Raw genomic sequence first — 788 nt, forward strand, 5'->3', positions numbered from 1 at the left:
ACTTTCACTGCACTAGGCTCAAGCCTCCACAAAGGTATCGTTTGATACCCAGCAACTTATAAAGCAGTGAGAGCAGGTTCATTCCAAGCGTTACGAGCTTGCCTTTTCGATTTTCTCCTAGCCAAATATTCTTGGTATTGAGGATCGAATGGTATAGCCGCACTTCGAATTTTCACATGTCTCTCAATAGGCACTTTGGCTATTTGGAATAGATTGAATTGGCAATCCATATCCTTGACCTTCTGCCAACCGTGAAATTGCCATTGGCCTTTTCGGTTGATGAAGTATTTAAGGGCAACCCAAGTCTTAGACTTTGTTGGGTGACGCCTTACTGCCCAGTGCCATAACGAATAGAATAGTTTGTGCCCAACATACCCGAATACTTGTTTAGCAACACAATGACGATAATAATTCGCCCACCCCCTTAGTTTCGGATTTATCAGTTTGATAAGGTCGTTAACAGGGATGGTAGCGTGCTTTTTGATGAGTTCGCGCAGGTTACTCAAGAACAACAACGTGTTGGATTTACTCGGTTTAATGAGCAATTTTCCTTTGTACTTCCTATGATTGAACCCTAAGAAGTCAAAACCATTGCTGATGTGGGTAATATGCGTTTTCTCTTAGGAGAGTGTTAAGCCTCTTTCCGCTAAGAAATCAGCGATTAACGGTTTGATATCGTTCTCGAGCACTTCCTTTGAAGCGCAGGTGACGACGAAATCGTCGGCGTATCCAATAAAGTTGGCTCTAGCACCCTTTTTGAGTGCTGTAGACTTTATACGCTGCTCAAG

General features: G+C 43.0%; 1 pseudogene. It reads right to left on the reverse strand.

Features of this window, described 5'->3' with window-relative positions:
- Positions 1 to 56: 56 nt before the first annotated feature.
- Positions 57 to 788 (reverse strand): annotated as a pseudogene (locus H5125_RS22395) (group II intron maturase-specific domain-containing protein); the annotation flags it as partial.

The organism is Shewanella sp. SR44-4 (assembly GCF_014163715.1).
Taxonomy (GTDB): Bacteria; Pseudomonadota; Gammaproteobacteria; order Enterobacterales; family Shewanellaceae; genus Shewanella.